The organism is Nocardia albiluteola (assembly GCF_018860155.1).
GTDB lineage: Bacteria > Actinomycetota > Actinomycetes > Mycobacteriales > Mycobacteriaceae > Nocardia > Nocardia albiluteola.
Window position 1 is genome coordinate 1,023,311 of the sequence record NZ_JAHKNI010000001.1, and the last position, 18,157, is coordinate 1,041,467.

General features: G+C 68.7%; 23 protein-coding genes. 19 read left to right on the plus strand and 4 right to left on the minus strand.

The features are described from left to right. Window positions 1–77: 77 nt before the first annotated feature. On the minus strand, window positions 78–359 hold the full coding sequence (locus KO481_RS04635; RefSeq protein WP_308166312.1) for a hypothetical protein: 282 nt from the start codon (window positions 357–359) through the stop codon (window positions 78–80). 203 nt (window positions 360–562) lie between these two features. Between KO481_RS04635 and hemB the strand changes: the two genes are divergently transcribed. The 5 genes from hemB to KO481_RS04660 all read left to right on the plus strand — a co-directional run bounded on the left by hemB (window position 563) and on the right by KO481_RS04660 (window position 3,767). Then, the gene (gene hemB, locus KO481_RS04640) at window positions 563–1,543 is read left to right on the plus strand and encodes a porphobilinogen synthase (RefSeq protein WP_215915610.1); all 981 of its coding nucleotides are present in this window, start codon (window positions 563–565) and stop codon (window positions 1,541–1,543) included. Window positions 1,544–1,685: 142 nt separating this feature from the next. Beyond that, on the plus strand, window positions 1,686–2,219 hold the full coding sequence (locus KO481_RS04645) for a hypothetical protein (RefSeq protein ID WP_215915611.1): 534 nt from the start codon (window positions 1,686–1,688) through the stop codon (window positions 2,217–2,219). Between the two features lie 445 nt (window positions 2,220–2,664). Next, complete coding sequence (mce1N, locus tag KO481_RS04650; protein ID WP_308166313.1) at window positions 2,665–3,201, plus strand: transport-regulating membrane protein Mce1N; 537 nt, start codon at window positions 2,665–2,667, stop codon at window positions 3,199–3,201. After that, entirely contained in the window at window positions 3,198–3,437 is a 240-nt protein-coding gene (locus tag KO481_RS04655; RefSeq protein WP_215915613.1) for a hypothetical protein, read from the plus strand. Before mce1N ends, KO481_RS04655 begins: the two co-directional genes overlap by 4 nt. Before the next feature lie 108 nt (window positions 3,438–3,545). Then, a complete protein-coding gene (locus tag KO481_RS04660; protein WP_215915614.1) occupies window positions 3,546–3,767 on the plus strand; it encodes a hypothetical protein in 222 nt (73 codons plus the stop codon). Between the two features lie 6 nt (window positions 3,768–3,773). Here KO481_RS04660 and KO481_RS04665 read toward each other — a convergent pair whose 3' ends face one another. Next, window positions 3,774–4,184: a hypothetical protein gene (locus KO481_RS04665; protein ID WP_245400264.1), complete on the minus strand. Its 411-nt coding sequence runs from the start codon at window positions 4,182–4,184 to the stop codon at window positions 3,774–3,776. A 262-nt stretch (window positions 4,185–4,446) separates the two neighbouring features. Here KO481_RS04665 and hemL point away from each other — a divergent pair, with 262 nt between their 5' ends. The 6 genes from hemL to ccsB all read left to right on the plus strand — a co-directional run bounded on the left by hemL (window position 4,447) and on the right by ccsB (window position 10,861). After that, the gene (gene hemL / locus KO481_RS04670) at window positions 4,447–5,784 is read left to right on the plus strand and encodes a glutamate-1-semialdehyde 2,1-aminomutase (RefSeq protein WP_215915615.1); all 1,338 of its coding nucleotides are present in this window, start codon (window positions 4,447–4,449) and stop codon (window positions 5,782–5,784) included. Between the two features lie 152 nt (window positions 5,785–5,936). Continuing rightward, entirely contained in the window at window positions 5,937–6,542 is a 606-nt protein-coding gene (locus KO481_RS04675) for a histidine phosphatase family protein (RefSeq protein ID WP_215915962.1), read from the plus strand. Window positions 6,543–6,625: 83 nt separating this feature from the next. Continuing rightward, window positions 6,626–7,207, plus strand: coding sequence for a TlpA disulfide reductase family protein (locus KO481_RS04680; protein ID WP_215915616.1), 582 nt, complete (start codon window positions 6,626–6,628; stop codon window positions 7,205–7,207). 193 nt (window positions 7,208–7,400) lie between these two features. Next, window positions 7,401–8,246: a cytochrome c biogenesis CcdA family protein gene (locus tag KO481_RS04685; protein WP_215915617.1), complete on the plus strand. Its 846-nt coding sequence runs from the start codon at window positions 7,401–7,403 to the stop codon at window positions 8,244–8,246. A gap of 3 nt (window positions 8,247–8,249) precedes the next feature. Then, window positions 8,250–9,881, plus strand: a complete 1,632-nt coding sequence (resB, locus tag KO481_RS04690) for a cytochrome c biogenesis protein ResB (RefSeq protein WP_215915618.1) — start codon at window positions 8,250–8,252, stop codon at window positions 9,879–9,881. Window positions 9,882–9,883: 2 nt separating this feature from the next. Beyond that, window positions 9,884–10,861, plus strand: a complete 978-nt coding sequence (gene ccsB / locus KO481_RS04695) for a c-type cytochrome biogenesis protein CcsB (protein WP_215915619.1) — start codon at window positions 9,884–9,886, stop codon at window positions 10,859–10,861. A gap of 19 nt (window positions 10,862–10,880) precedes the next feature. On the opposite strand, the gene KO481_RS04700 is transcribed toward ccsB, so the two are convergent. Both KO481_RS04700 and KO481_RS04705 read right to left on the minus strand, forming a co-directional pair. Continuing rightward, complete coding sequence (locus KO481_RS04700; protein ID WP_215915620.1) at window positions 10,881–11,294, minus strand: type II toxin-antitoxin system VapC family toxin; 414 nt, start codon at window positions 11,292–11,294, stop codon at window positions 10,881–10,883. Further along, window positions 11,291–11,527, minus strand: coding sequence for a hypothetical protein (locus KO481_RS04705; RefSeq protein ID WP_215915621.1), 237 nt, complete (start codon window positions 11,525–11,527; stop codon window positions 11,291–11,293). Before KO481_RS04705 ends, KO481_RS04700 begins: the two co-directional genes overlap by 4 nt. A 74-nt stretch (window positions 11,528–11,601) precedes the next feature. Between KO481_RS04705 and KO481_RS04710 the strand changes: the two genes are divergently transcribed. The 8 genes from KO481_RS04710 to KO481_RS04745 all read left to right on the plus strand — a co-directional run bounded on the left by KO481_RS04710 (window position 11,602) and on the right by KO481_RS04745 (window position 18,146). After that, window positions 11,602–11,802: a hypothetical protein gene (locus KO481_RS04710; RefSeq protein WP_215915622.1), complete on the plus strand. Its 201-nt coding sequence runs from the start codon at window positions 11,602–11,604 to the stop codon at window positions 11,800–11,802. Between the two features lie 7 nt (window positions 11,803–11,809). After that, window positions 11,810–12,478, plus strand: coding sequence for a histone deacetylase (locus KO481_RS04715; protein WP_215915623.1), 669 nt, complete (start codon window positions 11,810–11,812; stop codon window positions 12,476–12,478). Window positions 12,479–12,722: 244 nt separating this feature from the next. Then, the gene (locus tag KO481_RS04720; protein ID WP_215915624.1) at window positions 12,723–13,133 is read left to right on the plus strand and encodes a hypothetical protein; all 411 of its coding nucleotides are present in this window, start codon (window positions 12,723–12,725) and stop codon (window positions 13,131–13,133) included. After that, a complete protein-coding gene (locus KO481_RS04725) occupies window positions 13,130–15,907 on the plus strand; it encodes a tetratricopeptide repeat protein (RefSeq protein ID WP_215915625.1) in 2,778 nt (925 codons plus the stop codon). Before KO481_RS04720 ends, KO481_RS04725 begins: the two co-directional genes overlap by 4 nt. A gap of 178 nt (window positions 15,908–16,085) precedes the next feature. Next, window positions 16,086–16,646 carry a recombinase family protein gene (locus tag KO481_RS04730; RefSeq protein WP_215915626.1) on the plus strand — a complete coding sequence of 187 codons (561 nt, stop codon included), beginning with the start codon at window positions 16,086–16,088 and terminating at the stop codon, window positions 16,644–16,646. A 224-nt stretch (window positions 16,647–16,870) separates the two neighbouring features. Continuing rightward, entirely contained in the window at window positions 16,871–17,008 is a 138-nt protein-coding gene (locus KO481_RS44660; RefSeq protein WP_372451920.1) for a hypothetical protein, read from the plus strand. Further along, window positions 16,981–17,775, plus strand: coding sequence for an AAA family ATPase (locus KO481_RS04740; protein WP_308166314.1), 795 nt, complete (start codon window positions 16,981–16,983; stop codon window positions 17,773–17,775). Before KO481_RS44660 ends, KO481_RS04740 begins: the two co-directional genes overlap by 28 nt. A gap of 23 nt (window positions 17,776–17,798) precedes the next feature. Beyond that, window positions 17,799–18,146 (plus strand): recombinase family protein, encoded by a 348-nt coding sequence (locus KO481_RS04745; protein WP_281066026.1) that lies wholly within the window; start codon window positions 17,799–17,801, stop codon window positions 18,144–18,146. Window positions 18,147–18,157: the final 11 nt, after the last annotated feature.

An 18,157-nucleotide genomic window follows, 5' to 3' on the forward strand; every position in this document is an offset into this window, starting at 1 on the left:
CGCCCCCGCCCCCCCCGCCCCGGCCCCCCGCGCGCCCCCGCCCGCCGCCCGGCCCCCCCCCCACGACGGGTGTGCGCTCAGCGGCGGGTCCGCATCATGTCGCGGACGAGGCGGCAGGTCTTGTCCGAGGGCGGGCGAATGCCGACGAGATCGGCTGTGCGCCTGATCTTTTCGTTGTCGGCCAGGCTTGCGCGGTAAACGCCCGAATCCAGCAGCGCGATGGCCAGCCGCATCGCCTTGAGCCGGCGGTTGTGCGTGACGTACCAGGACCGCGGCCGCCCCGGCGGCAGCCGCCGCTTGGCCAGCGGCACGTACGGCCCCTCGATGAGCGCGAGCTGGATTGCCGAATTTGTGGCCACGAGAACCTCCCCTTGCCGAGCGAAACCGTGCCGAGCGGATACGAAGATCGTTCGAACACATCTTCGATTCTACCTCGTGGCACTGACAAAAACCGCTGCCCAGAACCGCTTTCGCGGCATCGCGCCGGGGTGCTGCGCGGTTGCTCGCGGATGTGACCGATCCGATGCGGCACGGCCCGGGAGTGCGGCGTATCGTGCGGATCATGACCGGAATGGACCGCCCGCGGCGGTTGCGTCGTACCCCCGCCCTGCGTCGCCTCGTCGCCGAAACCACACTCGAACCAAGGCATTTGGTGCTTCCGATGTTCGTCGCCGACGGGCTCGACGAAGCGCGCGAGATCGGCTCGATGCCCGGGGTGTACCAGCATTCGATGGATTCGCTGCGCAAGGCGGCCGTCGAGGCCGTCACCGCCGGGGTGGGCGGGCTGATGCTGTTCGGGGTGCCGCGTCCGGAGGACAAGGATCCGACCGGCAGCCTGGCCAGCGATCCCCAGGGCATCCTGAACCGCGGCCTGCGCGCGCTGGCCGACGAGGTGGGCGATGCGACCGTGGTCATGGCCGACACGTGCCTGGACGAGTTCACCGACCACGGGCACTGCGGTGTGCTGGCCGCGGACGGCTCGGTCGACAACGACGCGACCCTCGAGCGCTACATCGCGATGAGCCTGGCTCAGGCCGAGGCGGGCGCGGACCTGCTGGGCACCAGCGGCATGATGGACGGTCAGGTGGGCGCCATCCGGGCCGGCCTGGACGCCGCCGGGCGGGTGGACACCGCCATCCTGGCGTACGCCGCGAAATACGCCTCCGCGTTCTACGGCCCCTTCCGCGAGGCGGTGGCCTCCTCGCTGCAGGGCGATCGCCGCACCTACCAGCAGGATCCGGCGAACCGCCGGGAGGCCGCCCGCGAGCTGGACCTGGACCTGGAGGAGGGCGCCGACATCGTCATGGTCAAGCCGGCCATGTCGTACCTGGACATCCTGCGCGAGGTCGCCGACCGCTCGACCGTGCCGGTGGCCGCCTACCAAATCTCCGGCGAGTACTCGATGATCACCGCCGCGGCCCAGAACGGCTGGATCGATCGCCGCGGCGCGATCCTGGAGTCGCTCATGGGCATCCGCCGCGCGGGTGCGGACATCGTGCTGACGTACTGGGCGACCGAAGCCGCGCATTGGTTGTCCTCGTGAGTGCGGGAGATCGTGGCTGTGCATTGGCTGTCGTCGCGAGTGTGGGAGATCGTGGCTGTGCGTATTCGGGCGACCGCGGTCGCGCATTGGCTGTCGTGAGTGCGGAAATCGTGGCCGTGCGTAAGGCAGCACACTGGCCGTCGTGAATCAGTGGACTCCCCCGGGGCAGCCGATCCCCGATGAGGCGACGCCGGTCGACGTCCGCACCGCATGGCAGTTGTGGTGGGGCGTGGTCGTCCTGGGCGTGCTGCGGCTGATCGTCGGGTCGGTGGGCCGGTACGGGCATCGGCACACCATCGCGCGGAACATGTACGACCAGCTGCACGCCCAGCAGCCCCGGACGCCGCTGTCGACCTACGAGCTGATGGTCACGCTGCTGGTCGTGCTCAGCGTCGTGTTCGGGCTGGGGATCGCGGCCGCGGCGGTGGCCGTGGCGTATCAGCTGCGCCGCGGAAGACTGTGGGCGCGTACGTTGTTCGACGTCGCGACCGTGGTGCTGGTGCTGGGCGGGGTCAATGCCATGTTCGGGCTGGGCATGGTCGCGGGCACCTGGGACATGCTCGCCGGTGCGGCCGCGATCCTGCAGGCGGTGCTCGCCGGGTTTGCGGTATTCCTCTGTCACAGGGCAGAATCCACCATTTACTTCCGAATGAACGGAAATCGGTTGCCGCGGTGAATTTGTCGCGGACAGCTCAGGATGTATGGTGAGGGTTGTCACAGAGGATTTGGGAACCGGGGTTGTTGGTTCAGCGTTCCGCTTCGGATCGCGGGAATCGTTCCGGTGGAGCGGAGGCATAGATGCGAGTCGTGATTCAACAACCGCAAAGCCTTCGGCGCGACGTGCTGGTGCTGAGCCTGTTGCTGCTGTTCGGCCTGCTCACCCTCGCGGTGCTGCTGCTGCCAGGAAAGGTCGGCTGAATCCCGCGCACGATCTCCGGATACGCTGCATCTGCTTCGCGCTGATGCGGTGTATGGGCTGCGTGCGGCACGCGAGACGGCTCGCGGCGGGCCCGGAGGAGGCAGCTTGCGTAACCACCTCGGGGACGGTGAGCTTGCGGAGCCGGCGGGGTGGGTAAGCGCAAGCGCCCTCGGAAGCGCCGCCGATGAGACAGAGGTTCGTGGTGACTGATACCGAAGCCGCACCCACCGTGCGGTTTTCCGAGCCCGGCGCACGTTGGCGCTCGGTCTCCTACGGGCCCCTGCTGTGTCTGGTCATTCTCGTTGTGGAGCTGGTCATCAGGCGCGGTCCGGTGCACTGGTTCGGGCTCGTGTTCTGCGCCGCGCTGCTGGCGGGCTTCGTAGCGCTGCAGGTGGTAGCCGGTAAGCGGCATGTCAGCGTCGAACTCACCGACACGTCGCTGCGCGAGGGCACCGAGACCGTGTCGCTCGACGCGATCGCGACGGTCTTTCCGGAGCCCGACGAGGAGTCCTGGGACGACGAGGATTGGCAGTCCGCGCGGGCGCTGGGCGAGCTGACCGGGGTGCCGCGACGGCGCAAGGGCATCGGGCTGAAGCTGCGCGACGGCCACCTGCTGCAGGCCTGGGCCCGGGATCACCAGCGCCTGCGCGCGGAGCTGACCGCGGCCCTGGAACGGCTGCCCGAGCGCGGTGCGGATTCCGGCGACGCGACCCCCGACAGCGAGGAGAGTTCACGATGATGCGGCGGATGTGGATAGTCCTGGACGTCGTCGCACTGCTCGTGTGCATCGGAGCGGCCGTCCCGAGCTGGCGCACCGGTGTCGAATCGATCGGATTCGCCGCGTCCGCCGATCAACCCGCCTTCGAGGCGACCCGCTATTCGGGGCCGTGGCTGGGGCTGGCCGCCGTGCTGGTCGCGGTGGCCGGACTGGCGGTCATCGATCTGGTGGCGCGCTGCGCGGGCCGGGCGCACTGACCCGCGGGATTCGGGCGTACCGGTTCGGCCAACTTTCGGCAAACCATCGCAAAAACTGCAACCACAATCGGTATGTCATCGGACGCCGAACGCGCTCACACTGGTGAGATGACCCGCACGCATCCCGTGCGCAGCACCATGATCGCGGTGCTCACCACGGGGGTCATCGGTACCGCCACCGCGGCCCTGGACGTCATGACGGCGAAGGATGCCGGCCCCGCACCCGCGCCCATTGTGCACGCGCCCGTGCTCGAGCTCGTCCCGGCCCCGCTGGATTGCCTGCTGACCAGCGGTTTTGCGCTATCCTGCCTGGGGGGATCGCGGTCCTGAGGCGGCTCAGTGCCAGTGCTCGTAGATATCGAGCACCCGCGACCCGTGCGTGCCCGGGGCATCCAGGTAGACGATCACGTTGCCGTCCGGGTGGTCGGCCGATTCGAGCAGCAGATCCCGCAGCGAGGCGTGCACGCCGCCGCGCTCGTCGCGGTAGATGCGGCTGTCCGGCCGCAGCCCCGCACCCATCAGGCTCACCGGCAGGACCTTGCTGACCAGCGCCGGAACCGGCCCGTCGGCCAGGGTGGCGGTCTCGTCGTGTGACAGGCTCACCCCGAGGCGGCCCTGATTGGGCTGGACCAGCGGCAGTGCGACCGCCCGGCCCTGGTCGACCGGCGTGGCCGCCGCGGCCGTCGCGGTCAGCGCGGCGCCGCTCAGGGCGCCGGCAAGGACTGCGCCGAACATCAGGATTCGCATGAGATCTCTCCCGGCCGGATGTGGTTGACGGACCGAGGGTACGCAGCAGCAATCATCTAGCGATCGATATTGGGCGAAAGGGCATTCCGGCGTGTTGCGGCATTTCGGGCGCCTGGATGTGGGGTGGCTCACCCCACTACACCCTGTCGTCGACGAGGGTGGGGCGGGCTGCGACACTGGAGGTCGTGAGCGAGCGTGCGAGCGAACCAGTGACACAGCGTGCGGAGCTCACGACGGAGCCGAGCGCCAGCGAGGTGCAGTCGTGAGTTCTTCTCCGCGCGCCACTCAGGTCAATGTCCCGATCTCGGCGCAGCTCTTCGACCGCGCCGCCGCGATCATCCCCGGCGGCGTGAACTCGCCCGTCCGCGCGTTCCATTCGGTCGGGGGCACACCGCGATTCATCGCCTCGGCGCGCGGCTACACGCTCACCGACGCCGACGGCAACGACTATGTCGACCTGGTCTGCTCGTGGGGCCCGATGATCCTGGGCCACGCCCATCCGGCCGTCGTCGAGGCGGTGCGGCGGGTCGCGACCGGCGGTCTGTCGTTCGGGGCGCCGACCGAGGCGGAGATCGAGCTGGCCGAGGCGATCGCCGGGCGGGTCGAGCCCGTGGAGCGGGTGCGGCTGGTCAACTCGGGCACCGAGGCGACCATGAGCGCGGTGCGGCTGGCTCGAGGCTTCACCGGCCGCAGCAAGATCATCAAATTCTCGGGCTGCTACCACGGGCACGTGGACGCGCTGCTGGCCGACGCGGGCTCGGGCGTGGCGACGCTCGGCCTGCCGACCTCGCCCGGCGTCACCGGCGCCCAGGCCGCCGACACGCTGGTGCTGCCGTACAACGATCTGGATGCGGTGGCCGCGGCCTTCGCCGCGCATCCCGGCCAGATCGCCTGCGTGATCACCGAGGCCGCGGCAGGGAACATGGGCACGGTCGCGCCGCTGCCGGGATACAACGCGGGCCTGCGCCGGCTCACCCAGGAGCACGGCGCGCTGCTGATCATGGACGAGGTGATGACCGGATTCCGGGTCAGCCCGTCCGGGTGGTTCGGCCGCGACGGCGTCGCCGGCGATCTGTACACCTTCGGCAAGGTGATGAGCGGTGGCCTGCCCGCCGCGGCGTTCGGCGGCCGCGCCGAGATCATGAACCGGCTCGCGCCGATCGGGCCCGTGTACCAGGCCGGCACGCTGTCGGGCAATCCGGTCGCCGTCGCGGCCGGGCTGGCCACGCTGCGTGCCGCGGACGCCGAGGTGTACGCCGCCCTGGACCGGAACGCCGAGCGGCTGGGCGGGCTGATGTCCGACGCGCTGAGCGCGGCCGGAGTCGCCCATCAGGTGCAGTTCGCGGGCAATATGGTGAACGTGTTCTTCGCCGACCAGCCGGTCACCGACTACGCCGCCGCGAAGGCCAGTCAGACCTGGCGTTTCCCGGCGTTCTTCCACGCGCTGCTCGACCGCGGCGTCTACCCGCCGCCCAGTGCGTTCGAGACCTGGTTCGTCTCCGCCGCGCTCGACGACGACGCATTCGACCGGATCGCCGCGGCGATGCCCGCCGCCGCTGCGGCCGCAGCGGCCGCCACACCCGAAGGAACCGACGCGTGAACGAGAGCGCCCAGGATCAGTACGAATCCCCCTCCGCCCCAACCCTTCCCACTGCCCCGGTGGAACCGGCCGGTCTCGAGGGGGCCGGCGCCTACCCCGCGCTGACCCTGCCCGGTGAGGTCGCCTCGGACACCGAGACGATCGTGCACGTCATGCGGCACGGCGAGGTGCACAACCCGAAGGGCATCCTGTACGGCCGTCTGCCCGGGTTCAGCCTGTCGGTGACCGGACGCGCGCAGGCCGTGACGGTCGGGCGGGCGCTGGCCGACCACGACATCTCGCTGGTGGTGGCCTCGCCGCTGCAGCGCGCGCAGGAGACCGCGGCGCCGATCGCCGCACCGCACGGGCTGATCGTGCGTACCGACGACAACCTCATCGAGGCCGGCAACACCTTCGAGGGCCTGCGGGTCTCGGTCGGCGACGGCGCGCTGCGCAAGCCGCGGCACTGGTGGAAGCTGCGCGATCCGTTCACCCCGTCGTGGGGCGAGCCGTATCTGCAGATCGCGCACCGCATGCTGGCCGCGGTGAACAAGGCGCGGGTGGAGGCCGCCGGTCACGAGGCGGTGGTGGTGTCGCACCAGCTGCCCGTCTGGACGCTGCGCCGATTCCTCGAGGGCAAGCGCCTGTGGCACGATCCGCGCAACCGGCAGTGCTCGCTGGCCTCGCTGACTTCCCTTGTGTATCAGGGGGATACGTTGATCGACATCGTCTATTCCGAGCCCGCGGGGGAGTCGGACCCACGGGTGACGGGAGCGTGAACGGCACGGAATTCGATGTGACCGCGGGCGATTGCGCCCGCGGCGTGCAAGCGACTGTGTCTCGCAGGCCGATCCGGAGGGTAATGCCGGTCCTGCTGGCCTGTGTGGCGTTGGTCGCCGCGCTCGTGGGCTGCTCGACGGGCAGCGATGCCGTGGCGACCGGCGGTACGTTCCAGTTCGTCTCGCCCGGCGGCAAGACCGATATCTTCTACGATCCGCCCGCCAAGCGCGGCACCATCGGCAATCTGTCCGGTCCCGATCTGCTGACCAACAAGGCCGTTTCGGTGGCGGACTTCCCGAATCAGGTTGTGGTGCTGAATCTCTGGGGGCAGTGGTGCGGGCCCTGCCGGGCCGAGGCGCCCGAGCTGGAGAAGGTCTACGAGGCGTCCAAGGCGCGCGGGGTGACCTTCCTGGGGATCAATGTGCGTGATCCGCAGCAGGACAAGGCGCAGGATTTCGTCACCTCGAATCACGTTGGCTACCAGTCGATCTACGACCCCGAGATGCGTAGTCTGCTGGCCCTCGGCGGCAAGTTCCCCACCAGCGTCATCCCGACCACCCTGGTCCTGGACCGGCACCACCGGGTGGCCGCGGTCTTCCTGCGTTCGCTGCTGGCCACCGACCTGCAGCCGGTCGTCGACCGCGTCGCCGCGGAGCCGCAGTGAGCACCCGCCCGGCCGCACGCAGGGATCGCCGCACTCGGGCGGGCGCCTCCGTCCCGCGCGCGCTCCCGTCGTTCCGGCGTGCTTGCGGCCGGAATCTCGCGGGATCCCCGTGCGGACCCCTGGCGTGCCGGGACGAGCAGACGCCCGGCCGGGACGCCGAGGTGGTTCGGGGGCGCAGCCGAGGTGAGTGGCGATGACCGTGACCGTGCTCGCGTCCGTGGGGGATTCGTTCCAGCAGGCCGCCGCGACGGGTCCGCTGCTCATGGCGCTCGGCGCGTGCCTGCTGGCGGGGCTGGTGTCGTTCGCCTCGCCGTGCGTGGTGCCGCTGGTGCCCGGATATCTGTCGTATCTGGCGGGTCTGGTCGGGGCCGAGGCGCCGCCGGTGACCGTGGCCGAGGCGACGGGCAGCAAGCGGCCCCGACGCTCGGGGACCGCGACCGCCGAACGCGGCGGCCGGGCGCGCGTGGCCGGGGCGGCGGGCCTGTTCGTGGCCGGATTCACGGTCGTGTTCGTGCTGGCCTCGGTGACCGTCTTCGGCGTCATTCAGACGCTCAACGTGAATCGTGAACTGCTGCAACGCATCGGCGGCGTGGTCACCATCCTGATGGGGCTGGTGTTCCTGGGCCTGGTGCCCGCGCTGCAGCGCGACACCCGGATGCATCCCCGGCGCCTGACCGGCCTGGTCGGCGCGCCGCTGCTGGGCGCGGTCTTCGCGCTGGGCTGGACGCCCTGCCTCGGGCCCACGCTGTCCGGGGTGATGGCGGTCTCCGCCGGGACCGAGGGCGCCACCGCCGTGCGCGGGGTGGTGCTGACCATCGCCTACTGCCTGGGCCTGGGCCTGCCGTTCGTGATCCTGGCGTTCGGCTCGGCCAGCGCGCTGCGCGGGGTGGGCTGGCTGCGCCGCAATTCGCGCACCATCCAGGTGATCGGCGGAATCCTGCTCGTCGCCGTCGGCATTGCCCTGGTCACCGGCATGTGGGACCAGTTCGTGGGATGGGTCCGCAATGTCTTCGTCTCCCAAACGACCCTCCCGATCTGACTTATGACTGCAACCATCACCGCCCCCGAGGCCTCCGCCCGCCCGCCCCGCCAATCGCCCGTGCGCCGCATCCTGGCGATGCTCCGCAACACCTGGCGTGGGCTGACCAGCATGCGCACCGCGCTGATCCTGCTGTTCCTGCTGGCGCTCGCGGCGATTCCGGGCGCCCTGCTGCCGCAGCGCAGCCTGAATGCGCAGAAGGTCGACAAGTACATCGCGGACCGCCCGACGCTGGGGCACCTGATGGACCGGGTGCAGCTGTTCGACGTGTTCTCCAGCTTCTGGTTCACCGCGATCTATGCGCTGCTATTCATCTCGCTGGTCGGCTGCATCGTGCCGCGCGTATTCGATCACTACAGGGCGCTGCGTACGCCCCCGGTCGCGGTGCCGCGCAACCTGTCCCGGCTGCCGCACCACGCCTCGACGGCCGTCACCGAGTCGCCCGTGGAACAGATTGCCAAGGCGCGCAAGCAGCTTCGCGGGTGGCGCGCGGTCGAGCGGGTCAACGGCGACGAGGTCACGCTGTCCGCGGAGAAGGGCTATTTCCGCGAATTCGGCAATCTGGTCTTCCATCTGGCGTTGGTCGGGCTGCTGGTCTCGGTCGCGATCGGAAAGCTGCTCGGCTACGAGGGCAACGTCGTCGTCATCGCGGACGACGGCCCGGGCTTCTGCACGAGCTCGATCGCGGCCTTCGACTCCTTCAAGGCGGGCAATCTCATCGACGGCACCGGGCTGGCCCCGCTGTGCGTGCGCGTCAAGGACTTCCGGGCCGACTACCTGCCCAGCGGCGAGGCGCAGATGTTCACCGCGGACCTTTCGTACCAGTCCGGCAAGGATCTGACGACGAACACCTGGCGCGACACCGCCATCCAGGTGAATCACCCGCTGCGGGTGTCCGGGGATCGGGTGTACGTGCAGGGCCACGGCTACGCGCCGACCTTCACGGTCACCTACCCCAACGGCCAGACCCGCACCGAATCCCAGCAGTGGCGCCCGGACGACGGCGCGACCTTCCTGTCCAGCGGCGCCATGCGCTTCGATCCGCCGGCGGGCATGTATTCCTCCGATGCCGAGCAGCGCCAGCATCAGATCGCGATCGAGGGGCTGTTCGCGCCCACCGCGTTCCTGCACGGGAGCCTGCTGACCTCGTCGTATCCGGCGCTGACCGATCCGGCGGTCGCGATCGACATCTATCAGGGTGAGACCGGCCTGGACACCGGCCGCCCGCAGTCGCTGTTCTCGCTGGATCCGGAGATGATCAAGCAGGGGCGGCTGATGAAGCAGGCGCGGGTGAATCTGAAGCCCGGTCAGTCCACGACGCTGGCCGACGGCACCAAGATCACCTTCGACGGCGCCAAGCAGTTCGCGAACCTGCAGGTGTCCCACGACCCCGCGCAGGGCTGGGTGCTGGTGTTCGCGGTGACGATGATGGCGGGGCTGCTGGTATCGCTGCTCGTGAAGCGGCGGCGCATCTGGCTGCGCGCCTATCCGGACCCCGACGAGACCGCGGACGATAAACGACGTACCGTAGTAGAGATGGGTGGTCTGGCCCGAACCGATCAGGCCGGATGGGGCGGCGAGTTCGACCGCCTGCGCGCCCGCCTGCTTGGCGACTCCGAGAACCCGGGAGAGTAGCAATGCCGATCGACGAGACCATCGCGTCCTACAGTGATCTCGCGTTCAAGTCGGCGATCGTGGTGTACGCCTTGGTCTTCGTGATGCTGCTGGTGCAGTACGCCTCGGCCTACACCCGCAAGGCCGAACAGCGCGAGCCGGTCCTGGTGGGCGCGGGCGCCGGTACGCCGCCGGCGCCGGACGTTCCGGGCCGCGTGACGCTGCCGCCGAGCAAGCCGATGTCCGAGCGCGTCGGAAATATGGCCTTCGCCGTGCTTTTCGTGGCGCTGGGGCTGCACATTCTCTCGATCGTGTTGCGGGGTTTCGCGACTCACCGCTTCCCGCTGGGCAACATGTACGAATTCGTGACGATGGCCACCGGCGCCGCCGTCACGCTGGGCGTGGTGCTGCTGCGGAACGAGCGCTACCGCGGCATGTGGGCCTTCCTGCTGGTGCCCGTGCTGATCCTGATGTTCCTGGCCGGGACCGTGCTGTATGCCGATGCGGCCCCGGTGGTTCCGGCGCTGAAGTCGTACTGGCTGCCCATTCACGTGACGGTCGTCAGCATCGGCAGTGGCGTGTTCCTGGTGGCCGGCGTCGCGAGCCTGCTGTTCCTGCTGCGGCTGGTGCAGCCCGCCGGCGCGGAGTCGGACAACATCCTCGGCGCCGTCGCCCGTCGCCTGCCCGACGCCCGCACCCTGGACCGCCTGGCCTACCGCACCACCATCATCGGCTTCCCGATCTTCGGCACCGGCATCATCCTGGGCGCGATCTGGGCCGAATCGGCCTGGGGTCGCTTCTGGGGCTGGGACCCGAAGGAAACGGTCTCCTTCATCGCCTGGGTCATCTACGCCGCCTACCTCCACGCCCGCGCCACCTCCGGCTGGCGCGAAACCAAGGCCGCCTGGATCAACATCGCAGGCTTCGTCGCGATGCTGTTCAACCTCTTCATCATCAACATCGTGGTGAGCGGCCTGCACTCGTACGCCGGGCTGAACTGAGGGCTTCGACCGTTGTGAGCTAGCCGATCAAGTGAAGGTCCAAGTCCGGTATGGCGAGCATCTTGCACGCCCGCGCGAGCTTGGCATCGCCGGTCACGACGCACGCTTCATGTTCCAGTGCAACGGCCAGGTATGCGCCGTCATAGGGGTTCACATTGTGCCTCCATGCCCACACCATGGTGGACGGCGGCTCGTATGTGCGGATGTCCAGCTGGCGGAACGCCCCGTATGCCGCTTCGGCGACGCGTTGCGTGATCGCGCTGCGCAACGCTTCCCGGTTCAGCACGTGCATGACCTCTAACGGTGTATGCGTGGGTACCAGCAGGGCATCCGCGCTGCGAAGTTCGGCGCGGCAAGCTTCCGCCTGCCGTTCGTCCACGGGTCCTGTGAGTGCTCGGACGAATACGTTCGCGTCGGCGACAATCAGCCTCACTCGGGACGCGCCTCACGGGCGATGTCCGCAAGTTCTTGCAGTGTGGTTTGTGAACCGGCGCCAGCGACCGGGCCGGCGAGGATGTCACGGTTTCGACTCCGGCCGGCCTCCAGCTTGTCCAGCGTTTCCAGTGCACGCCGGATGACATCCGTAGCGGTTTCCTGGTTATGGGTGAGGCGGGCGATCCGCTCGCCATCCACTCCGGTAGCCCGAAAACTGATCATCTTGCTCATGTCGGACATCGTAGCGCGAGCGTATGACATTGTCATACAGATGCCTGTCGGCCACCACGCCATAGACTGCGATCATGCACACCAGTCGCGAGGAACTCCTCGACTCGGTCACAGCCATACCCGAGAGTCGAATTCCGGCTGCGACGGAACTTCCGCCTCAGTTGGAAGGTTTGACCGTTCGTCGTGAGTTCCGTTCTGTAGGGTTGTTCAGCGGGGAGCCGGACTTGGCGGTGCGGGCGAAATGGATTGTCCTGGAAGAACTGGCCCAGGACTGACGTCGAGATGTCAGGGGCGGGCGCGGCGTCAGCCGTCTGGTACGTGGCCTACGGGTCGAATCTGCTTGCGGGGCGGTTGAATTACTACGTCGAGGGTGGGCGTCCGGCGGGGGCGGCGCGGACGTATCCGGGGTTTCGGGATCGGACGCCGCCGCGGGATCGGCGGGCGCTGATGTTGCCGGGCACCGTGTATTTTGCGTGGGAGAGTCCGGTGTGGGGCGGGGCGGTGGCGTTCTATGCCGAACGGGCCGTGGATGATTGGCCGCGCGGGGCCGCGGCGCGCGGATATCTGTTGTCCGCGGGACAGTTCGAGGATCTGCTGGCGCAGGAAATGTATCGAGTGCCCGGGGCCGGTACGGGGGTGGATCTGGACAGGGTGGTTCGCGAGGGCGTCGTGCGGTTGGGGGAGGGCCGGTACGAAACCCTCCGGTATGTCGGTGATGTGGATGGATTTCCCGCGGTGACATTTACCGCGCCGTGGGATCCGGCAACCGTCGAAATCGGCAGGCCCGGGCCGCGATACCTGGGCATGCTCGCGGCGGGACTTCGGGAGTCGCACGGGTGGTCGGCGAATCGGATCCACGCCTATCTCGCCGGACTGCCTGGCGTGCGGGGGTTTTGGGGAGAGATGGAGCTTCGGCAGCTGGTGGTGGCGGCCTTCTCGGGGTCCAGGTAGTAATGGCGCAGAAAACAACGAAGTTCTCGTAACGTTTTTCCGACAGTGGTCCGGCGTGGCCGACCAGGGATTCCTGTCGCTTTTCGAAGCCGACTGCACGTTGTTCGAAGTCCTCTGCGCGCGGGTGGGCTTGGTGCACTGGGTGATTCGGTTCCGTCGCGAACGATCGTTCTGCGACGACGACGGCTCCATGGGTTCTACGATGGCTGGGTCCGGATCGCGGAGAACATGTGAGGGTGGGGTAGTGGATCCTGTTGTGGTGCAGGCGGGCACGGCGTTGGTGAAGTTGATGGCCACCGACGTGTGGACCGGCGCGAAAGATCTCGTGGTCGGCTGGTGGGGTAAACACCATCCCGATCAGGCCGAGCAGGTCGGTGCCGATCTGGACCAGTTGCACGCCGAGGTCGTCGATGCCGGCGCCGACACCGAGGTGCGGGAGGCGCTGGCCGGGGAGTGGCAGGCCCGGCTACGGCGGCTGGTGGCCGCGAATCCCGACCTGGCGGTGGAACTTCACAGGTTGCTGACCGAGCAGCTGACCCCGCTGCTGGGCCGCACGCACCAGACCACGACGCTCACCCAGACCGCCACTGTCGACGGCAACCGCAACACCACCATCCAGGCCGGCCGCGACATCCACGGGCTGCCGAATCCGTGACAACCGAAAGCGACCCCGACCCCGCCGCCAGCACGGTGCCGCCTGGGACGGTGGTGAATCAGTGGGCGTCGGTGACCGGGGACGGCAACTACGCCGTGCAGGCCGGCCGGGATGTGGTGGTTGTACCGCCGGAGGTGCTGGTACCGGTGGCCGAGGTGACCGCACCGCCCGGGCTGGGCAATCCTCGCCTGCCCGCGGCCCGGTTCGTGGGCCGTGCCGAGCACCTCGACCGCCTGGACACGGTGCTGGCCGCGCCGGGACCGGTGGTGGTGGCCGCGGTCCACGGGTTGGGTGGAATCGGCAAAACCACCCTGGTCGCGCAGTGGGCCGCCACCCGCGCCCACGGGTACTCGCCGGTGTGGTGGATCACCGCCGACAGCGTGATCGCCGTCGAGCAGGGCTTGGCGGATCTGGCGGCCGCGCTGGAGCCGGTGCTGGCTCGGACGCTGGCGGTCGAACAGCTCGCCGAGCGGGGGTTGCAGTGGCTGGCCTGCCACGACGGGTGGCTTGTGGTGTTGGACAACGCCGGCGACCCGCACGACATCGACACCGTGCTGGCCCGCACCCACCGTTCCGGGGGGCTCGTGGTGATCACCAGCCGCCTGGCCACCGGCTGGCAGCACGCGACGGCCGTGGTACGCGTGGACGTGCTCGCCCCCGCTGAATCCCTCGACCTGTTCACCGGACTCGTTACCGCCGGCGGACCCCGGGATCTGGACGGGGCCGGCGAGCTGTGTGCCGTGCTGGGGCATCTGCCCCTGGCGATCGAGCAGGCCGGCGCCTACCTGACCCAGAACCCGGCCACCACTCCCCGCGCCTACCTGGCCTTGTTGGCCGGGTATCCGGCCGCGATGCACCAGCGCGGCGGGGTGGCCACCGATCCGGAGCGGACTGTGGCGCGGATCTGGCGGGTCACCGTGGACCGCATCGCCGCTCTGGAACCGTTCGCGGTCGAGTTGCTGGCGGTTCTGGCGTGGTATGCCCCCGACAGTATCCCCGCCGCGCTGACCGACGGGCTGGCTGATCCGCCCACGGTGAACGCGGCGGTGGGGGTGCTGGCCGCCTACAGCATGATCGGTGTCGATCCGGGCACGGGTGCGGTGTCGGTGCACCGGCTGGTGCAAGCGGTCACCCGCACCCCCGACCCCACCGACCCACACCGCACCCCCACAGTGGTGGCACGGGCCCGCGACCGCGCCGCCACCACCCTGGCGGGCGCGCTTCCCAGCACCCGGGATGATCCGGTGACCTGGCCGGTGTGGCGGACCCTGCTGCCCCACATTGAAGCCCTCGCCGACCACGCCCGACCCGACACCGGCACCACCCTGGCAGCCGTCCTCAACGACGTCGCACTGTTCCTCGTCAATCAAGGCTTGCCCGGGCGCGCCATCCCGATGCTGCAGCGAGCCCTCACCGAACGCGAGCGGGTGCTCGGCGGCGACCACCCCGACACCCTGACCTCCCGCAACAACCTCGCCTACACCTACGAGTCGGCGGGGCGGTTGGATGAGGCGATCGCGCTGTTCGAGCGCGCCCTCACCGAACGCGAGCGGGTGCTCGGCAGCGACCACCCCGACACCCTGGGCTCCCGCGGCAACCTCGCCTACACCTACGAGTCGGCGGGGCGGTTGGATGAGGCGATCCCCCTGTTCGAACAGGCCCTCACCGATTGCGAGCGGGTGCTCGGCGGCGACCACCCCGACACCCTGACCTCCCGCGGCAACCTCGCCGGCGCCTACGAGTCGGCGGGGCGGCTGGGTGAGGCGATCCCCCTGTTCGAGCGGACCCTCACCGAACGTGAGCGGGTGCTCGGCAGCGACCACCCCGACACCCTGGGCTCCCGCAACAACCTCGCCTACGCCTATCAGTCGGCGGGGCGGCTGGATGAGGCGATCGCGCTGTTCGAGCGGACCCTCACCGAGCGGGAGCGGGTGCTCGGGCCCGACCACCCCGACACTCTGACCTCCCGCGGCAACCTCGCCGGCGCCTACGAGTCGGCGGGGCGGCTGAGTGAGGCGATCCCCCTGTCCGAGCGGACCCTCACCGATTACGAGCGGGTGCTCGGCGGCGACCACCCCGACACCCTGGGCTCCCGCAACAACCTCGCCTACGCCTACGAGTCGGCGGGGCGGCTGGGTGAGGCGATCCCCCTGTTCGAGCGGACCCTCACCGAACGCGAGCGGGTGCTCGGGCCCGACCACCCCGACACCCTGACCTCCCGCAACAACCTCGCCTACGCCTATCAGTCGGCGGGCCGGTCGGATGAGGCGATCCCCCTGTTCGAGCGGACCCTCACCGAACGCGAGCGGGTGCTCGGGCCCGACCACCCCGACACCCTGACCTCCCGCAACAACCTCGCCTCCGCCTATCAGTCGGCGGGCCGGTCGGATGAGGCGATCCCCCTGTTCGAGCGGACCCTCACCGAACGCGAGCAGGTGCTCGGCAGCGACCACCCCCACACCCTGACCTCCCGCAACAACCTCGCCTACACCTACCGGTCGGCGGGCCGGCTGGATGAGGCGATCGCGCTGTACGAACAGGCCCTCACCGATTGCGAGCGGGTGCTCGGCGGCGACCACCCCGACACCCTGACCTCCCGCAACAACCTCGCCTACGCCTACGAGTCGGCGGGACGGCTGGATGAGGCGATCCCCCTGTTCGAGCGGACCCTCACCGATTACGAGCGGGTGCTCGGGCCCGACCACCCGCTGACCACGAGGGTGCGCGGCAATCTGGCCGCGGCGTCCACCGCCGCGCAGGAGGGTGGCCGGTGAACCCAGCGGAAGCCGTTTGCTTCCCAGGTGATGTGTTGATCTGGGGTACACCCCAACACCACACCCGCCACCGGGATCAACGGCGTCGGATTAGAGTCAGAATCCGCGTTTCTTGACACATGTCTGGTGGGTTCTTGAAGTCCATCCTGACATTTGGTGTGCGAGAAAGGATTCGGCGATGCGAGTCGGTTATATCCGGGTCAGTACGGTCGATCAGAACACCGTCCGCCAGCTCGATGGCATCGAGGTCGAACGCACCTTCACCGACAAGGCCTCCGGCAAGGACACCGCCCGGCCCAAGCTCGACGAGCTGATCGCCTACGTACGCGACGGCGACACCGTGCTCGTGCACTCGATGGACCGGCTCGCCCGCAACCTCGACGACCTACGCCGGCTGGTGCGGATCCTGACCGACAAGGGCGTGCGGGTGGAATTCGTCAAGGAGAACCTGACCTTCACCGGGGAGGACTCACCGATGGCGACGCTGCTGCTGTCGGTGATGGGCGCCTTCGCCGAGTTCGAACGCGCGCTGATCCTCGAGCGCCAGCGCGAGGGTATCGCCGCAGCCAAGACCCGGGGCGCCTATACCGGCCGCAAACCTGCACTCACCGACGAACAGGCCGGTCGGCTGCGCGAGCGCGCCGCGGCGGGGGAGCGGAAATCGGTGCTTGCCAAGGAGTTCGGGATCAGCCGGGAAACCGTCTACAGCTACCTGCGGACCGAGACCGTCACAGGCTGAGCCGGGCCCAGGGGTGTACCCCAAACCGACAGTTCATTGCCGATCAGATTCTGGGACCCGGCGACCTCGGTGCTCGGCCAGACGCACCGCCTACTCCCCATCGTCTCGAAGCCAAGGTTTCAAGACAGGGACAGGGCACAGTTACCACCAGCGCCGCAGCTCAATCGCTGCTGACCCACATCCCCGCGACGCCGACACCGATGGCCCGGGTGATCGCGGACACGATGGGAGCGCAGCAGCGGCCCGTCACCGATTACGTTCTACATCGAAGGCTCATCGAGATGATCCACACCGGCCGCCTCACCGCAGACGGCGATCCCACGATCATGGGAGAGTGCCGAATCTTTTCCCCGCCGCGATGAGCGAGCCCGCCGACCGACCCAGCGAAGGCATACAACCGGTGACGAACGGCTACATTCGCGAAATCCGGATGTCGCCCGGACCGCATCCCAGCGATTACCCATTCAGCCTGCCCGCGGTGACCTACCTGGCCCACTACGGGAGCCTGCCGTTAGCGGGAGGCGTGACATTCCTCGTAGGAGAGAACGGCAGCGGCAAATCGACGATTCTCGAGGCAATCGCCGTCGCGACCGGCATGAACCCCGAAGGAGGCAGCCAAAACTACCGCTTCACCACTCGCTCCACCGAATCCCCGCTGGGTGAGCATTTGGTGCTCAGATGGGGCACTGCCAAACCGCGGACCCGGTTCTTCCTGCGTGCCGAGACCTACTACAACGTCGCCACTGAGACCGAGCGGCTCGGACCCGAACAAGTGGCCGCGTTCGGCGGAGTGTCACCGCATCACCGGTCTCACGGTGAGTCGTTCATCGACCTGATGAGCCATCGCTTCCACCCCAACGGGCTCTACCTGCTGGACGAGCCCGAAGCCGCATTGTCTCCCCAAGGTTGTCTGGCGGTATTGAGCCGACTGGCCGAACTGGTCGAACAACGCTGCCAGATCGTGGTGGCCACCCACTCGCCGATCCTGCTCGCCCTACCCGGCGCCAGCATCTACGAGATCGCCGATGACGGCACGATCAGCATCGTCGCCTACGACAACGCCCTGCCGGTCCGGTTGACCAGAGACTTCCTTTCCGACCCAGACCGATACCTACGCCACTTGATCTGAAGGGGACGAGGTCTCCGTCACGACTGTCCAACACGTTGCAGGACCGCGGTGTGGACCTGGTGGTCCTCGATCAGGGCATCGACACCTCCACCGCCGTGGGCCGCATGTTCTTCCAAATCCTCGGCGCAATAGCCGAATTCGAGCACGCTTTGATGTCCGAACGCACCCGCGACGGACTCGCGGCAGCCCGCGCCCGCGGACGCACCGGCGGCCAGAAACCCAAACTCGGACCACGGCAGGTGGCGCTGGCACGGCAGATGTACGACGAACTCGACGAACACGGCAAGCGCCGCTACACCGTCGGCCAGATCGCCGCCGAATTCGGCGTCACCCGACCCACCATCTACCGGCACCTCGCCAATCCAACCTAATAGCCTCGCCG